At 72.3% G+C, this 15,027-nt stretch carries 12 protein-coding genes; 2 read left to right on the top strand and 10 right to left on the bottom strand.

Annotated elements, in window-relative coordinates; genetic code table 11:
• Positions 1-46 precede the first annotated feature (46 nt).
• Entirely contained in the window at positions 47-262 is a 216-nt protein-coding gene (locus AN218_RS16070; protein WP_070017571.1) for a hypothetical protein, read from the bottom strand.
• A gap of 264 nt (positions 263-526) precedes the next feature.
• Between AN218_RS16070 and AN218_RS16065 the strand changes: the two genes are divergently transcribed.
• On the top strand, positions 527-1,885 hold the full coding sequence (locus AN218_RS16065) for an NAD-dependent succinate-semialdehyde dehydrogenase (RefSeq protein ID WP_070017570.1): 1,359 nt from the start codon (positions 527-529) through the stop codon (positions 1,883-1,885).
• A 67-nt stretch (positions 1,886-1,952) separates the two neighbouring features.
• On the opposite strand, the gene AN218_RS16060 is transcribed toward AN218_RS16065, so the two are convergent.
• From AN218_RS16060 to AN218_RS16030, 7 genes are all read right to left on the bottom strand, one after another.
• Positions 1,953-2,903, bottom strand: a complete 951-nt coding sequence (locus tag AN218_RS16060; RefSeq protein ID WP_070017569.1) for a hydroxymethylglutaryl-CoA lyase — start codon at positions 2,901-2,903, stop codon at positions 1,953-1,955.
• Between the two features lie 25 nt (positions 2,904-2,928).
• On the bottom strand, positions 2,929-3,729 hold the full coding sequence (locus AN218_RS16055) for an enoyl-CoA hydratase/isomerase family protein (protein ID WP_070017568.1): 801 nt from the start codon (positions 3,727-3,729) through the stop codon (positions 2,929-2,931).
• Positions 3,730-4,977, bottom strand: coding sequence for a CaiB/BaiF CoA transferase family protein (locus tag AN218_RS16050; protein WP_070017567.1), 1,248 nt, complete (start codon positions 4,975-4,977; stop codon positions 3,730-3,732).
• Positions 4,974-7,157, bottom strand: coding sequence for a hydantoinase B/oxoprolinase family protein (locus tag AN218_RS16045; protein WP_070017566.1), 2,184 nt, complete (start codon positions 7,155-7,157; stop codon positions 4,974-4,976). The genes AN218_RS16050 and AN218_RS16045 overlap by 4 nt, the downstream gene beginning before the upstream one ends.
• A 52-nt stretch (positions 7,158-7,209) precedes the next feature.
• A complete protein-coding gene (locus AN218_RS16040; protein ID WP_070017565.1) occupies positions 7,210-9,264 on the bottom strand; it encodes a hydantoinase/oxoprolinase family protein in 2,055 nt (684 codons plus the stop codon).
• 71 nt (positions 9,265-9,335) lie between these two features.
• Complete coding sequence (locus tag AN218_RS16035) at positions 9,336-10,610, bottom strand: hydroxymethylglutaryl-CoA reductase, degradative (RefSeq protein WP_070017564.1); 1,275 nt, start codon at positions 10,608-10,610, stop codon at positions 9,336-9,338.
• A 336-nt stretch (positions 10,611-10,946) separates the two neighbouring features.
• On the bottom strand, positions 10,947-12,899 hold the full coding sequence (locus tag AN218_RS16030; protein ID WP_070017585.1) for a GAF domain-containing protein: 1,953 nt from the start codon (positions 12,897-12,899) through the stop codon (positions 10,947-10,949).
• 186 nt (positions 12,900-13,085) lie between these two features.
• On the opposite strand from AN218_RS16030, the gene AN218_RS16025 reads away from it, so the two are divergent.
• Positions 13,086-13,844, top strand: coding sequence for a FadR/GntR family transcriptional regulator (locus AN218_RS16025; RefSeq protein ID WP_070017563.1), 759 nt, complete (start codon positions 13,086-13,088; stop codon positions 13,842-13,844).
• A 48-nt stretch (positions 13,845-13,892) separates the two neighbouring features.
• Here AN218_RS16025 and AN218_RS16020 read toward each other — a convergent pair whose 3' ends face one another.
• Entirely contained in the window at positions 13,893-14,708 is an 816-nt protein-coding gene (locus AN218_RS16020) for an SDR family NAD(P)-dependent oxidoreductase (RefSeq protein ID WP_070017562.1), read from the bottom strand.
• Positions 14,709-14,784: 76 nt separating this feature from the next.
• The gene (locus tag AN218_RS16015; RefSeq protein WP_070017561.1) at positions 14,785-15,012 is read right to left on the bottom strand and encodes a tautomerase family protein; all 228 of its coding nucleotides are present in this window, start codon (positions 15,010-15,012) and stop codon (positions 14,785-14,787) included.
• Between the last annotated feature and the right edge of the window lie 15 nt (positions 15,013-15,027).

Genomic DNA, 15,027 nt, shown 5'->3' with positions numbered 1-15,027 from the left:
GCGTACGGCATGACGGCACGTGCGTGACGCGGCAGTTCATCGCGACTCATCGCGACGTACGCAACGCCTCCGCGATCTCCTCGTCGGCCACGGCGATGACGGCGTCGGCCCGCGTGTACCAGACCTCCCGCCGGGCCGGGCTCAGGGACGCCCAGGGGTGGCGTTCGGCGCTGAATCCCAACGTGGCGTACAGCGCGGTCGCATAGCGCTCGCGGCGGTCGTCATCGGCGGCGTCGGGGCCGGTCTCGCTGTCGGCGGTCACTGGTCCTCCTCGTACGGGCGGGCAACGGGCAGGCTACGGGCAACGCACCGGGGGAGGCACCGAGGAGCACGGCCGGTACCGCCGTCACGGCGGACGTCCCCGGCCGCCCGCACACGAAGCGCGTACGGCTCAACGGCGCCACCTGCGCTCATAGTTGATCACTATCCGTGCATAGAAGACCTCCCTTTGACGGCCGCCCCGCATCCCCGCGACGGTGAGATGGCGCACCCCTCTCTCCGCCTGGGAATTCGGAGGTTCGTCCCCATGTACTCAGTGACCGACCCGGCCACCGGAGAACTGATCGAGGAGATCCCGAACGCGACCGACGACGACGTCCTCGCGGCGGTCGGGCGCGTGGACCGCGCCTACACCTCCTGGCGGCGCCGGCCGGTCGCCGAACGCGCCGCCATCGCCCTGCGGGCCGCGGAGCTGTTCGCCGAGCGTGCCGACGAACTCGCCGCGATCATGACGCTGGAGATGGGCAAGCGGATCAACGAGGGGCGCGGAGAGGTCGGCATCGTCCGCGACATCTTCGAGTACTACGGCACCCACGGCCCGGAGTTGCTGGCGGACGAACCGCTGACCCTCAAGACCGGCGAGGCGGCCGTCGCCAAGGAGCCCATCGGGGCGCTGCTCGGCATCATGCCGTGGAACTTCCCCTGCTACCAGGTCGCCCGGTTCGTGGCGCCCAACCTCGTGCTCGGCAACACGATCCTGCTCAAGCACGCCTCCATCTGTCCCCGGTCGGCACTGGCCATCGAGCGGATCCTGCACGAGGCCGGGGTGCCCGAGGACGCGTACGTCAACGTCTTCGCCTCCAGCAGGCAGGTCCCGTGGATGCTCGCGGACCCGCGCATCAAGGGGGTGTCGCTGACCGGCAGCGAGCAGGCGGGCATCTCCGTGGCGGCCGAGGCGGGACGCAACCTCAAGCGCGCCGTCCTCGAACTGGGCGGCTCCGACCCGCTGATCGTGCTGGACACCGACGACATGGACGAGACCGTGAAGGCCACGGCCACCGCCCGGATGCGCAACTGCGGACAGTCCTGCAACGCCCCGAAGCGGATGATCGTGATGGGCGACATCTACGAGGACTTCGTCGAGGGGATCACCAAGCGCGTCGCCGACTACTACCAGCCGGGCGACCCGGCGGATCCCGCGACCAAGCTGCCCCCGCTCGCCTCCGTCGCCGCCGCCGACGAGGTGGCCGCCCAGGTACGGACGGCCGTCGACCAGGGCGCGACGCTGCGCACCGGCGGCAACCGGAACGGTCCCGGCGCCTACCTCGAAGCGACCGTACTGACCGATGTCACACCGGAGATGGACGCCTACTACGAGGAGATCTTCGGCCCCGTCGTGCTGGTCTTCCGGGCGGAGACCGAGGAGGAGGCGATCGAGATCGCCAACGACTCGCCCTTCGGCCTGGGCGCCGCCGTCTTCGGGACCGACCCCGCGCGCAACCGCAGGGTCGCCGACCGGATCGAGGCGGGCATGGTCTACCTCAACAAGTCCGGTGGCTCCGTGGCGGATCTGCCGTTCGGCGGCATCAAGCGCTCCGGCATGGGCCGCGAACTCGGCGCGCTCGGCATCGAGGAGTTCATGAACAAGAAGTCGATCCGGCTGTAGGCGTCACGGGCGGGGTGCCGTCCGCCGACGTACCACCGCCAGAGGGCCAAGTGCCCTGCGTACGGGGTCAGTTCGCCCCGGCACCGGCGCGGCGGCTGAGGGCCGTCGCGGCCCTGGAGGCGTTGGGGCGGCGCAGCCGGTCCGAGATCCATGTGCTCGTACGGACGAGGGCGGTCAGGTCGACTCCGGTGTCGTAGCCGAGTCCGTGGAGCATCCACACCAGGTCCTCGGTGGCGAGGTTGCCGGTGGCCGACGCGGCGTACGGGCAGCCGCCCAGCCCGCCCACCGAGCTGTCGAACTCCGCGACGCCCGCCTGAAGCGCCGCGTGCACATTGGCGAGCGCCTGTCCGTAGGTGTCGTGGAAGTGCCCGGCCAGCGACGAGGGTTCCACGCCCGCCGCGCCCAGGGCGTCGATCAGCCCCCGGACATGGCCCGGAGTGCCGGTCCCGATGGTGTCGCCGAGTGAGACGCGGCCGCAGCCGTGGTCCAGCAGCCAGGTCACGGTCTCGACGACGCGGGCGAAGGGCACCTCGCCCTCCCAGGGGTCGCCGAAGCACATGGAGACATAGCCGCGTACGGCGACGCCCGTCCTGCCCGCTTCGGCGAGCACGGGCGCGAGTTGAGCGAGCACGTCCCGCGCGCCGCGGTTGAGGTTGTTGCGGGCGAACGTCTCGGTGGCGCTGGCGAACACGGCGATCTCCCGGGCTCCGGCGGCCACGGCCCGTTCCAGTCCGCGCAGATTGGGCACCAGCACCGGGTAGCGGATGCCGGCGGCCGGGTCGAGCCGCGCGAACACCTCGGCGGCGTCCGCGAGTTGGGGGATCCACTTCGGGGAGACGAAAGCGGTGGCCTCGATCACGGTGAGTCCCGCGGCACCCAGCCGCCCGATCAGCGCGGCCTTGGTCGCGGCGTCGAGGATCCCCTGCTCGGCCTGGAGGCCGTCCCTGGGCCCGACTTCGTAGACCGTGACCGAGAAGGGCAGACCGCGCTCGGGTACGACGGCGGGCAGGGCGTCCATGGCGCTCCTCATCTCGGATCCAGCCTCAGTGCCCGGTCTCGTCCGTCGCGGTGCGGCGCGAGGGGAAGTCCGGACGGCGGCGCACGGCGAAGGCCGCCAGACCCTCGCGGGCGTCGGGTGAGGCGAACGCCCGCTGCCCGTACAGGGCTTCGCTGTGGAACGCCTCCTCCGGCGGCAGACCGCCCAGCCGCAGCACGGCCTCCTTGACGGTGGCGACGGCCGTCCCGCTCAGCGCCGCGAGGCGTCCGCCCCACTCCACCGCCGTGGGCAGCACGTCCTCCGCGGGCACCACCGCGTTCAACAGGCCGTATTCCAGGGCCTCCTGAGCGGTGAGGCGTTCGGCGAGCAGCATCAGCCGCATCGCCCACGCGTACGGGATCTGACGGGTCAGCCGGACGAGCGTGCCACCCGCCGGTACGAGTCCGACGCCCGGCTCGGGAAGCTGGAACTCGGCCTGCTCGGCGGCGATCCGCAGATCCGTGGAGAGCATGATCTCGAAACCCCCGCCTAGACAGAGGCCGTTGACGGCGCTGATCACGGGCTTGAAGAGGTCGGTGTGCTTCTGGTGGGCGCCGTCCCAGCGGGAGATGTCGAACCGCCCCTCCGCCAGGGCCGGGATGGACTCCTGAAGATCCGCTCCCACGCAGAAGGCGCGGTCGCCGCTGCCGGTGAGCACGGCCGCGGCGATCGCGTCGTCGTCGCGGACCTCGGCGAAGGCCGCCGCCAACTCGTCGTACATGGCGAGCGTCAGGGCGTTGAGCTTGTCGGGACGGTCGAACCGTACGACGGCCACGGGCCCTTCGTGTTCCAGGGTGATGCCGCTCATTCACACCACTCCGGACGCGCGCAGGGCGGTGATCTCGTCGTCGGACAGTCCGGCCAGACCCCGCAGCAGCACGTCGGTGTGCTCGCCGGCCCGTGGCGCGAGGCCCCGCGGCCGTGCGGGCGTGACGTCGAGGTGTATCGGCTGCCCGAACATCTCCAGCCGGCCGAAGTCCGGGTACTCGACGTCGACGATCATGTCGCGCTCCTTGATGTGCGGGTCGCTCACGACCTCGCCGATGTCCTTGATCGCGGTCAACGGGATCGTGTCGCCGGCCAGTTCCTCCAGTTCGGCCCGCGTACGGTCGGCCATCCACCGGTGCAGCAGCGGCCGGACGCGGCGTTCGTAGACGTCCGGGTCGAAGCGCTTGGCCATCGTGTCGGTCTCGGGGTCGTCGGCGAGGCCGGGCTCGCCGAACAGGGCGCAGGTCAGGCGCCAGAACTTGTCGGTGTAGCCGCCGAAGAAGACATAGCCGTCCTTGCAGGGATACAGCTCGTAGGGCCGCACGAAGGGGTGGGCGTTGCCGAGCGGTCCGGCCGTCTTTCCGTCCACGGTGTAGGAGACGACGGCGTTCTCGGTGAGGGACAGCACGGAGTCCTGCTGGGCGACGTCGACGAGCTGGCCCTCGCCGGTGTGTTCGGCGTGCCGGAGCGCGGCCAGGGTCCCGATCACCGCGTACATGGTGGCGGCCAGATCGCCGATGATCGTGCCGACCCGCGCCGGCGGCCGGTCCGGGTAGCCGTTCATCGACCACAGTCCGCCCGCGGCCTGCGCGCTGTTGTCGAACGCGGGACGCCGCCGGTAGGGCCCGGTCTGCCCGAAGCCGGAGATCGCCGTGTAGACGAGCCGCGGGTTGGCCTTGCGCAACTCCGCGTGCCCCAGGCCGAGTCTGTCCATCGTGCCCGGTCGGAAGTTCTCCACGAGCACGTCCGCACGCGCGGCGAGCCGCTTGAGCACGTCCTTCCCCTCGGGCGCGGCCAGATCGAGGGTGAGTCCGAGCTTGTTGCGGTTGTACTGGGCGAAGAAGGCGCTGAACCGCTCGCCGTCGGACGCCTCCAGGAACGGCGGGAAGTCCCGTGCGTAGTCGGGCTCCGAGGGCCGCTCGACCTTGACGACGGTCGCGCCCAGGTCGGCCAGGATCATCGAGCAGAACGGTCCCGCCACGACGCGTGTGATGTCGAGGACGACCACTCCGGCGAGCGGGCCCCGCGGGGCGCCTTCGTCGGGTGCGGACTCGGGGAGTGCGGTCATGGCGTGGCGTCCTCCCCTCCGCGCGGTGCGACCCGGATGCGGGTCTCCAGCAGGGTGCCGCAGGCCGGGCTGATCAACTCCTCCAGGAGGACGGCCGGTTCGCTCTCCCGTGGCCGTACCCGGACGCCGAGGCCGGCGAGGCGCTCCGCGGCGGCGCCGGTACGGGTGAGTACGTCCGCCCGCCAGTCCTCGCCGGTGCTCAGCCGGGCGCCGCTCGCCGGGCAGTACCAGCCGTCGCCGTCGCGGCGGGGTGCGGAGCTGTCCGGGGCGGCGTCCGGTGCTACGGGGTGTGCGGGCGGCGGTCCGCCGAGGCGTTCCGCGCGTATCTCCGTACGCCGGCGCAGCGTCGCCTCCGCGTCGGCACCGCCGGCCCCGTCGCCGTCGCCGTTCAGCACCACTCCGTAGACGTGCGCGGCGACCTCCGCGGTGACGTAGCCGTCGGCCACGTCCCGTGCGACCAGTTCCGGATCGCGCAGCAGCGGGTCCCCGTAGCCGCCGCCTCCGGCGACCCACTGCACGAACACGTCGTCCGAACCGACCGTCACATCCTGCTGGTTGATCTCCAGCAGCTCCCGTCGGGCCGCCGTCAGCGTGGCGTCGGTCGGCACGGTCCCGCGGGCGAACAGTTCGGCGGCGTCGGTGCCGCGCCATACGGCGTGCCCGCTGCCGCCGCCGGGGTAACCGCCGCCGAAGCCGTCGGCGACCACCTGCGCGGTCGGCGCGAAGACGGTCTGGGTGACCTCCGGGGCGCCGTAGAGCCGCCATGCGAACTCGTGGCCCTGGCCGCCGCGATGGGCGCCGTGGCCCGCGCTGGCGGTGTTCAGCCGCTTCCACAGATAGAGCACCGGGTAGAGCATCTCGTTCATCTCGACGTCCGGCAGGGCGTTGTTGACCTGGGTCATCATGCCGCCGCAGTCCAGGCCGTCGGCGACGGGCTGCGCGCCGGTGCCCATGCCGCCGCCGTCCATGTTGAACAGCACGAAGTACTCGCCGTCGTCGCGGGTGCCCGCGGAGATGCCCCCGGTCCAGGAGTCGGCCCACACGCCCTGCGAGCGTGCGCGGATGACCGCGTCGCGGCTGGCACGCGCCGCCTCGTTGAGCAGCTTGGTCACCAGCCGGCTGACCCGGGCGCCGGTGGTGAGATGCCCGTTGCTGATGGGCGCGGGCGGTACGGGGTTGACGAGGGAGCCGCTCTCGGCGATCACGTCGCAGGCCGCCATCACGCCCTCGTTGAACGGCACGTCCCACGCCAGAATGGGCACCAGCGCGCTGGCCACGCTGCCCACGAGCGTGCCGTAGCTGAGGTTCACGAAGCCGTCGGTCTGCGGGCTGGACCCGGTGAAGTCCAGCGTGATCTGCTCGCCGGCCTTCGTCATCGTGCAGTGCACGCGGTACAGCTCGTTGACGTGCCCGTTGTGCTCCGTCCACTCGTCCGCCTCGTAGACGCCGTCGGCGAGGAGGGCGATCCGCTCGCGGACCACGCGTTCCGCGATCTCGAAGTTGACCCTCGTGTAGTCGCGGAAGGCGTCGAGGCCGAACTCCTCGACGGTGGCGCACAGCCGGCGGATGCCCGTGTTGTTGCTCGCCACCAGGCTGCGCACGTCGTTCCAGAACAGCGTGGGGACTCGGACGTTGTTCAGCAGGACGCGCCGCACCCACTCCACGGGCCGGCCCCGCTCGAAGACCTTCACGCCCGGGGGCAGCCGCAGCGCCTCGCTGAAGCAGTCGTACGCGCCCGGGGCGAAGCCTCCCGGCGTCATGCCGCCGACGTCCACGAGATGTGCCTGCGACTGGGCCCAGCCGAGGAGTTCGTCGCCGTGGAAGACCGGCGAGATGACGTTGGTGTCCGGCGGGTGCGCCGAGCCGGCGGTGTGCGGGTCGTTGCAGATGAACGCGTCCCCGGGGTGCAGCGGTTCGCCCTCGATCTCCGCGACGAGGTTCTGCACCGCGACGCTTCCGGAGCCGATGTGGAACTGGACGAAGTCCGAGTAGGAGTAGATCTTCCCCACGGGGTCGAACAGCGCCGTGTTGAAGTCGCCGGACTCGGTGATCACCGGTGACCCGGAGGACCGGATCATCGCGCTGCCCATCTCCTCGACGATCGAGTCCAGGCGCATCCGGATCACTTCGAGGGTGACCGCGTCATAGCCTTCCGGAACGTAGGTGGAGTTCGTGCTCATCGGTGTCTCCGCTCGGGGAACGGGCGGACCCGCGATCCGGGACCGCATCGGCTCACGCACCGTTCAGACGGATCGCGAAGTGGCCTCCGTCGGCCAGCTCCACGACCGCACCGTCCGGTACGTACACGGTGGTGTCGGGCTCTTCCAGCAGACAGGGACCCTGGGCCCGGCCCAGGGCGCCGAATCCGCGGTGCACCTCGACGGTGCGGCGCCGCCCGGTGACGGGGTCGACGCACTCCCGGGAGCCGGCGGCGTACTGCTCGCCGTCGCCCGGGTCGCCGGTGATCTGCTGTGCGTCGGTACGGCCGATCGCCTTGACGCGGGAGTTGACCAGCAGGACCTCGGCCTCGGTCCAGGCGGTGCCGCTGCCGAACTCCGCCTCGTAGTCCTCGATGAAGCGCTGCCGCAGCAGGTCCTTGTCCTCCTCGCCGAAGCTCTTGCCGGGCAGCCGCGTGGTGACCTCGAAGATCTGGCCCATGAACTTCATGTCCGCCTCGCGGTACAGCTCGCGCCGCTCCTCCGGGATGCCCTCGGACGCGAACCACTCCTGGGCGCGGGCCTGGAGGGCCGAGAACTCCTTCTCCAGATCCGCGGCGGGCTCCCCGAACGTCCACGGCGTGGTCTGCACGGCGGAGAAGACCGAGTCGGCGTGCATCAGGCCGTACGCGGAGAAGACGGCCGCGTTGCGCGGGACGACGACCTCGCCGACGCCGATCTCCGCGGCGATGGCCGCCGCGAACAGCCCGCACGCGCCGCCGAACCCCACGAGGGTGAACTCCCGTGGATCATGGCCCCTGTTGACGGTGATCTTCCGTACGGCGTTCGCCATCTGCGACACGGCGAGCCGGTAGACGCCGTGCGCGGCGGCGTCCGCCGACAGGCCCAGCGGCTCGGCGAGATGCCGCCGTACCGCGTCCCGCGCCGCGTCCTCGTACAGATCCACGGTGCCGCCCAGGTAGTAGCCGGGGTTGAGCAGGCCCATCACCAGGGCGGCGTCGGTGACGGCGGGACGCTCGCCGCCCTTGCCGTAGCAGGCCGGCCCCGGCACCGAACCGGCGCTCTGCGGGCCGACGCGCATCACGCCGCGGCCGTCGATCCAGGCCAGGCTGCCGCCGCCCGCCCCGATCGTCTCGATGTCCACGGCGGTCAGGCTCGTCGGCAGACCGCCGATCTCGGCCCGCGGCAGCACGCGGAACTCGTCGTCGACGATCGCCGCCGCGTCCAGGCTCGTACCGCCCATGTCGGCGGTGAGCACCCGGTGCCGCCCCAGGCGCTGACCGAGCAGCCGCGCACCCGTCACACCGCCCACGGGGCCGGAGTTGAACATCGCGATGGGCGCCTTGCCGGTCTCCTCCGCGGAGAGGAAGCCGCCGTGCACCTGCATGATCTGCACCCGCGTACGCAGGCCCCGTCCGGCCAGCTCCGCGGCGAGATGGCCGAAGTGCTGCGCCACGATCGGCTTGACGGCGGCGTCCAGGGTCGTGGTGACCATCCGCTCGTACTCGCGGTAGACCGGCGTCAGCGAACTCGACAGCGTGTACGGCAGATCCGGGTGGTGCGTCTCCAGATACTTGCCGATCTCCTGCTCGTGCTGGGGGTTGCGGAAGGACCACAGCAGACACACCGCGAGCGACTCCGCCCCCTCGGCGAGGACCTTCTCGACGGCGCCGGCCAGGGCCTGCGGGTCCAGCGGCAGCAGGATCTCGCCGTGCGCGTCGATGCGTTCGGGCACCTCGACGATGCGGCTGCGGCGGACGATCTCCGGCGGCGGAGCCATCTTGTGCGGGTCGCGTTCGTCGTCGCGCGCCGAGCGTGCGATGCGCAGCGTGTCCCGGAAGCCCTGCGTGGTCAGCAGGCCGACGGCCGAGTACTTCTGCTCGTCGACGGCGTTGGTGACGATGGTGTTGCCCAGCACGAAGCGGTCGATCTGCGGGTAGAAGCCGCCGTCGGGCGTGCCGAGCCGCTCCTCCAGCACGGCGAGCGCGTCGAGGATGCCCGTCGTGACGTCCGGGGTGGAGAAGGCCTTGCCGCGCAGGGCGCGCCCGTCGTGCACGGCGACGGCGTCGGTGAACGTGCCCCCCACGTCGATGCCCACGTGAAGTGTCATGGTCCGCGTCTCCTTTGACGTGTGGTGCGGTGGTTCCGTGGCGCCGGTGCGGCCCGTGCGGCCCGTGCCGTTCAGGCGTGCTGTGCGCGGAGTTCGGCGAGTACGTGCGCGGCGTGGTCGGCTCGTACCGCTCCGTCGCCGATCAGGCGCTCGACCACGCCGGGGATCTCCTCGGGGGTGGCGCCGGCGGCGACCGCGACGTTGCGGGCGTGCAGCGACATGTGGCCGCGCTGGATCCCCTCGGTCGCCAGGGCCCGCAGCGCGGCGAGGTTCTGGGCCAGGCCGACCGCCGTGACGGTCTCGGCCAGTTCGCGTGCGGTGGTCACGCCGAGCAGCCGTACGGCCGCCGCTGCCGCCGGGTGCACCTTCGTCGCGCCGCCTACCAGGCCCACGGGCATGGGGAGTTCGAGCGTGCCGACGAGGTCGCCGTCCCCGTCGGCCTCGAAGTGCGAGAGGGCCGTGTACCGTCCGTCGGCGCCGACCGCGTGGGAGTGCGCGCCCGCCTCGACGGCCCGGGTGTCGTTGCCCGTCGCCAGCACGACGGCCGTGATCCCGTTCATGATCCCCTTGTTGTGCGTGGCCGCACGGTAGGGGTCGGCCTCGGCCAGCGCGGCCGCGTGCACGATGTCGCGGACGACGCCGGCGCCGCCCAGCGTGCCGGCGGGGAAGACCGCCCGTGCCCGCGCCAGCCTCAGATCGGCCTTGTTGGTGAGGATGCGCAGCAGCGTCCGGCCGCCCGCGATGCGTCCGACGCGGTCCGCGACCGCCTCCGCCATGGTGTTGACCGCGTTGGCGCCCATGGCGTCGCGGACGTCCACGGCCAGATGCACCACGATGTAGCGGCCGGGACGGGCGTCGACCACGCGCACGGTGAGTTCGCGCACCCCGCCCCCGAGGGAGACGAGCGTCGGGTCCTGGTCGTCGGCGAGGCGGACCAGTTCGCCGGCGGCCTCCAGCAGCCGCAGCCGGGCGCCGTCCGGGTCCGCCACGTCGAGCACCTGGACCTGGGCCTGCATGACCGGCTCCGAGCTGCACGTGTGGAAGCCGCCCCGTTCGCGGGCGATGCGGGCGGCGTTGCTGGCCGCCGCGACGACGGAGGGCTCCTCGGTGGCCATCGGGACCAGTACGTCCGTGCCGTTGACGGTGAAGCCGGTGGCCACCCCGACGGGCACCCCGAGCAGCCCGATCACGTTCTCGATCATGTGGTCGGCCTGCTCGACGCTGAGCCCGCCGGAGGCCAGCACGTCGAGGGACGCGAGCGGGACACCGGTGTGCTCGGCGAGCAACGCCCGCCGGCCCGCCGGGGATTCGTCCCGGAATCCGCGGATCCTGCTCTGTGTGGCCACGCATACCTCCCGGCGTCGTCCCGGGCGCGTTCCCGGGGCTGTGCGGCGTCTGCGGCGGCGCGGAGGGGGAGTGTCCCGGCGACCGCCGTCGTCGTCCGTCGTCGTCCGTCGTCTTCGGACGGCAGTAACGCTAGGGAGCGGCCGACGGGGACGACACGGTTGATTCACACATACTTCGCGGCCCCGGCGCGTGTGATCCGCGTCGCACCGTGCGCGGAACCCTCAGCTCAGAGCGCTGCGGCGGATCACGCCGTACGGAGCGCACCCGCTCTCCCGGGGCGTGCCCACCCGGGCCGCGCCCGCCCGCGACGGTGCTCATCCCGGGCTCGTCCCGGCTCATCCCGCCGTCACACGCCGCGAGAGCGCATGCAGCCGGGCGGCCACCGAGACCCGGAACAGCGGCTCCGGAGCGCGCCATTCGGCGCCGAGCAGCACGCTGACGCGCTCCAGCCGCTGTGTGACGGTGTTGATGTGGACGTGCAGGGCGCGGGCCGTGCGGCTCGGGCTCGCGTAGGAGTCGGCGAACGCGTGCAACGTCTCGAAGAGCTGCGTCCCGTGCTTCTCGTCCCAGCGCAGCACCGGACCGAGCGTCGACTCGATGAAGCCGGCCAACTCCGCGCCGCCGGTGCCGAACATCGCCATGTACGGCTCGTAGTGCTGCGCGTCCACGGTCCCGTCCGCCGTGTCCAGGCTCTTCAGCAGTCGTACGCAGCGCTGCGCGGAGTCGAAGCACCGTCCCAGCGCCTCCGGCGAGGAGCGGGCAGGGGGACCGGCGACGGCCAGCACCGGTTCCTGCTGGACGCCGCGCACCGCGTGCCACGCCTCCTGCGCGGCCGTCATCGGGTCCCGGCAGGGGCTGAGGAGGGCGAGCACGCCGTCGCGTTCGCCGACCAGACCGCCGGGGACCGCGCGCCGCAGCGCCTCCGAGGCGGATCTGCGCCGCTCGGCGGCGACGCTCACGGCGACCACCGACCGCAGCTCCTCCAGGCGCACTTCGCGGGCCCGTGCCCGCAGCAGCAACTCCCGCCGGCGCGAGGCGTCGCCGCGCAGTATGTCCGAGACCAGCTCACCGCGGACGCGGTCCTCCGCCGCGGCGACCGCCTCCTGCTTTACGGCCACCAGCGCGATGATCTGCGCCGCGCGCTCGATGGTGCGCTGGTCGACCTCGCGCAGTTCGAGGTCGCCGTATCCGACGAGCACCGCGCCCAGCAGGGTCTCCGCGGCCACCACCGCGACCGCGACCTCCGGCAGCGGTGCGCCGCCCTCGACGAAGACGCACCGCCCGGACCGCCGCCCGGCCTCGACCGCGTCCCGTACGGCGGCGAGCAGCGTGCCGTCCGGCGCGGAGTAGTGCACGCCGCCGCTGCCCGGTTCCCTTGCCACGGGCGTGAGTTCGCCGTCGAGGATCGTCACGGGCCGGCCCAGCGACGTACCCAGCGTCCCGGCCACCTCGCCGGCGCTGCCGCCCCGCAGCACGACGGCCGTCAGATCCTCGTGGACGGCGCTGGCGCGTTCCATCGCCGTGACATGGCCCTCCAGTACGCAGGTGGCCCGCTCGGCCTCCTGCGCCGCGACGTTCGCCTGCTCCAGCAGCCGCGCGGTCTGCAGCACCACCGCCGCGTGGTCGGCGAACGCGCTCAGCAGCGCGATCTCCTCGGGCACGAACTCGTGCTCGCTGCGGTCGGCCGCGAACAGCACGCCCAGGACGCGGTCTCCCGCCACGAGGGGCACCCCGAGCAGGGCGACCAGCCCCTCCGCCGCCACGGCCGCGTCGATCCCGGCCTCGTGCGGGATCGAACGGTTGGCCTGGTAGACCGACGTCCACTGCGCGCTGCGGGTGCGTACGACCTTGCTGGCGAGGCCCATGCCGGGCGGTACGCGCAGCGCGCGGAACGACTCGGCCACCGTGCCCAGCGTCGAGCGCACCCGCAACTCGTCGCTGTCCTCGTGGAGTTCGGAGAGATAGGTGACGTCGGTGCCCATCAGGTCGTGGGCGCGTTCGACGAGGCGGTGCAGCAGCGCGTCGGTGTCGCGCAGCTCCGCGAGCTCCCGCGCGCTGGAGAACAGGGCCGAGAGCTCCTGGCCGCGGCGGCGCCAACGCGTCAGCACCGAGCGGAGGTTGCGGACCCGGTTCGCCAGATCGGCGGCCTCCTCCGGCGGCAGCCGGGCCTTCAGCTCCTCGTACGCGGTGGCGGCTGCGTCCTCGTCCTCGGCGACCGCGGCGTCCAGCAGCGCCGCCACCCGCGCCACCGGCAGGGCCGCGCCCTGGTCGTCGTCGTTCCTGGTCACGGCCACAGGATGCCTTTCGTCCGGCGGCGGGAGAAGAGCGGTGCACGCGGTCGTGCACGCGGTCGTGTACGTGGTCGCGCACGTGCCGGGGTACGGCATGGCCGGGAGCGGAGGGCGGCGGGAATGCTAAACTCTGCTAACTATTTTCAGGGATGCGTTCCAACGGGCCGTGTCGAGGGGGATTCCATGTCGCAGCCCACCCCGCCCCGGCGGACGCCGAAGTTCCGGCAGCGGTCCGCGAAGATGGCCGAGCTCGTGGCCCGGCAGATCGTCGAGGACATCGTCGACAGGCAGCTCCCGCCGGGCGCCAGTCTGCCCAGCGAGGCGCCGATGCTGGAGATGTACGGCGTCGCGCGCGGCACGCTGCGTGAGGCGCTGCGCATCCTGGAGAACAACGGCCTGGTCCGGGTGCGGCCCGGCCGGGGCGGCGGACCCGTCGTCGGCGCCGCCGACCCGTACAACTTCGGCCGCACGCTGACGCTTTTCCTCCAGATGGGACGCACCCGCTTCTGGGAGCTCGTCGAGGCCCGCGTGATCATGGAGCCGATGATGGCGAGGCTGGCGGCCGAGCGGCGCGACAAGGACCGCCTCGCCGAACTGGCCAAGGCGATGGAGGCCCACAAGGGACTCGGCACGGACGACCAGGCCGCCTATCTCTCCGTCGTGCAGGACTTCCACGGCGTCGTGGCCGGGATGTCGGGCAACGGCGTGCTCGACCTCTTCGGGCGGGCCCTGAAGGAGGTCTACACCGAGCGCGTCATCGCCGCGGAGCGTCCGCCCGCCCGCTGGGCCGAGGTGCGCCGCGAGCACGAGGCCGTGGCCCAGGCCATCTTCGACGGGAACGGCGCGGACGCCGAGGAGCTGATGCGGGCGCACATGCGCGAACTCGCCGCCGGGTTCGAGCGCAACTACGCGGCGTTGCACGCGGAGATCATCGGCTGGTGAACCGCCCCCGGACTCAGGGCAGTTGAGGCGCCCGCGGCGCGCACCGCGTCAATTGCCCGCGGGCTGGCTGTACTTGACGGTGGCGCCCCCGTCCACCACGAGCGTCTGCCCCGTGATGAACGCCGCCAGGTCGGAGGCGAGGAAGACCGCGGCGTGTGCGACGTCCTCCGGTTCGGCGATCCGGCCCAGCGGGATCGCGGCGCGGTAGACCCCGGCCAGCTCCCCTTCCGCCAGATGCCGGCGGCGCGGTGTCCGCGTGGCGCCGGGAGCCACCGTGTTGACCCGTACCCCCTGGGGCGCGGCCTCGATGGCCAGGCTTCTGGCGAGCGAGACGAGGGCGGCCTTGGCGGCTCCGTACGCGGCGCGCTGCGGCGAGGAGCCGAGGGCGTTGATGGAGGAGATGAACACGATGCTGCCGCGCCCCTGCGCGCTCATCGTGCCGAGGACTTCGCGGGTGACGAGGAACTGCTGATCGAGGTTGATCTGCAGCACGTCTCTCCAGACCTCGTCCGGCATGGTGGCGACGGGCCCCGGCGGGCCGCCGTGCCCCACGACGCTGATGGCCGCGTCGAGCCGGCCGAGCGTGCCGGCGATCTCGGCGACCACGCGCCGCACTTGCTCGGGGCGGCGCAGATCGCAGGTGAACGGGGTCGCCGTACCGGGGCACTCCTCGACCGCTTCGGCCGCCGCGGCGGCACGGGCCGGGTCGATGTCGACGCACGCCACGTCGGCTCCGAGCCCGGCCAGTACGCGTACGCACGCCAGCCCGATCCCGGGGCCGACCCCGAAGACCACGGCACCCGCGCCGGACAGTCCCGGGGCCCAACCTGCCGTCGGCGCCGCCGCGTTTGTGGGTTCGCTCATGCTGCCTCTCCAGCGTCCGTCGGGAAGGGGGGAGTTCGGGGCGAGGGGCCTCACGGGCCCCTGCGGGACGGGCCGTTCAGGAGCGGCCCTCCGCCGCTGCCGCGCCCGCGGTCTTCCCGGGGCGGTCGCTGTAGAGCACGCCCGCCTTGGAGATGTGCTCGCGCGGTATCTCCTCGATGACCACGGTCACCGTCTCCGGTTCCACGGAGAGGGCGTCGACGACGCCGGTGGTGATCGCGCGTACCAGGTGGCGCTTCTGCTCCAGGGACCGGCCTTCGATCGCCTGCACGATGATCCTCGGCATATGTGCTGCTCCGTT

The organism is Streptomyces nanshensis, assembly GCF_001751255.1.
Lineage (GTDB): Bacteria > Actinomycetota > Actinomycetes > Streptomycetales > Streptomycetaceae > Streptomyces > Streptomyces nanshensis_A.
The sequence above is the reverse complement of the archived record's forward strand: the minus strand, read 5'-3'. Positions and strand labels throughout refer to the sequence as shown.